The sequence below is a fragment of the Streptomyces sp. NPDC054847 genome, from assembly GCF_053610925.1.
This window is the reverse complement of the sequence record NZ_JBSGZJ010000771.1, coordinates 1-1,320: the sequence shown is the minus strand read 5'-3', so window position 1 is coordinate 1,320 and position 1,320 is coordinate 1. Positions and strand designations below refer to the sequence as shown.

Genomic DNA, 1,320 nt, shown 5'->3' with positions numbered 1-1,320 from the left:
GAACTCGCCGCCGCCGTCGCCGCCGGCCCCGAGGAGCACGACCGGCTCCTCGCCATCAACGCCTGGCGTGCCCGCCACGGTGTGGCCGAGGAGGTCGTCATCAAGACCGCCCCCGAGGACGAGGGCCCGCTGTCGGTGGGTGCACCCGACGTGCAGTCCAAGCGGCTCCAGCAGAAGCCTCAGTACGTCGACCTCACGAGCGCCCTCAGCACCCGCGTCCTGCCGCGGATGCTGGAGCGCCGCGGCGCGGACACAGGCGGCAGCTACCTGGAGGAGGCCCTGCCGTCCGTCGTCGACGGCACGCACGCCACCGAGTGGGTCGTCGAGGTCGGCCGTGAGGCGGGCGGGCGGTTCACCTACCACCGCGCCGACGAGGGGAAGCAGTCATGAAGCTCAGGGCACGACCGGACCTCCACTTCGCGCCGGTCCCCGGCGGCGTCTACTTCAGCGGTGCCCGCGCCAGTTTCGTGCTCCGCGGCTCCGACGTCCTCCACGCGGTCGCCGAAGGATGCGTGCCCCTGCTGGAACAAGGCGCCACCGAGGACGAACTCGTCGCCGCCATCGGCACCGAACGGGCCCGCCCCGCCGTCCGCCACCTGGTCGCGAAGCTCCGCGAGAACGGCATGCTCCTCGACACCGCCGCCCTCACCGCGCCCGAACCGCCCGCGGCGGTGCGCGAGCGGCACCCCGAACCGCTGGCCCGCCTGGAGTCCCTGCACGACGACCCGTACGCGGCCTTCCAGCGGCTGCGCACCGCGCGGGTGACCGTCGCAGGCGCCCCGGAGGCGACCGGCCCGGCCGCCCGCGGCCTGCGCAGGGCCGGCGTGGCGGACGTGACGGTCACCGGATCGCTGGACGCGGGCGACACGTACGACGGGACGGACGCCGTCCTCGACGCCACCGGGGCCGAAGTCCCCGAACTCCCGGAGCACGTCCCCTACGTGCCGCTGCTGCTCGGCGGACGGGTCACCCTCGTCGGCCCCGCCCTCACCGGACCCGGCCGGGCCCGTACCTGGACGGCGTTCCGGGACCGGGCGCTCGCCTGGGCGGACGCCGAGGGCGTCACGCCCGCACCACGGCCGGTCGCTGACGCCCTCGCCGGCGCCCTCGCCGGACAACTGATCTTCGACACCCTCACGGGTACGGCTGCCATGGGCGAGGCCCATGTCGTGCACGGGGCGGACCTGGTCTCCGACCGGGTGACCGTCGAGGGAGCTCATGTGGCGGCCGCGACCGGCCGACCGAGCTCCCTCCAGGACGCCGTGGCGCAGCCGATGCCGGAACCGGAGACGGCGCTCGAAGCGGCGGGCGCGGTGGCCC

At 75.3% G+C, this 1,320-nt stretch carries 2 pseudogenes; both read left to right on the top strand.

Features of this window, described 5'->3' with window-relative positions:
- A pseudogene (locus ACWGH4_RS35135) lies at positions 1–390 on the top strand (lantibiotic dehydratase); the annotation flags it as partial.
- Positions 387–1,320: pseudogene (locus ACWGH4_RS35130) on the top strand (hypothetical protein); the annotation flags it as partial. The pseudogenes ACWGH4_RS35135 and ACWGH4_RS35130, both read left to right, overlap by 4 nt.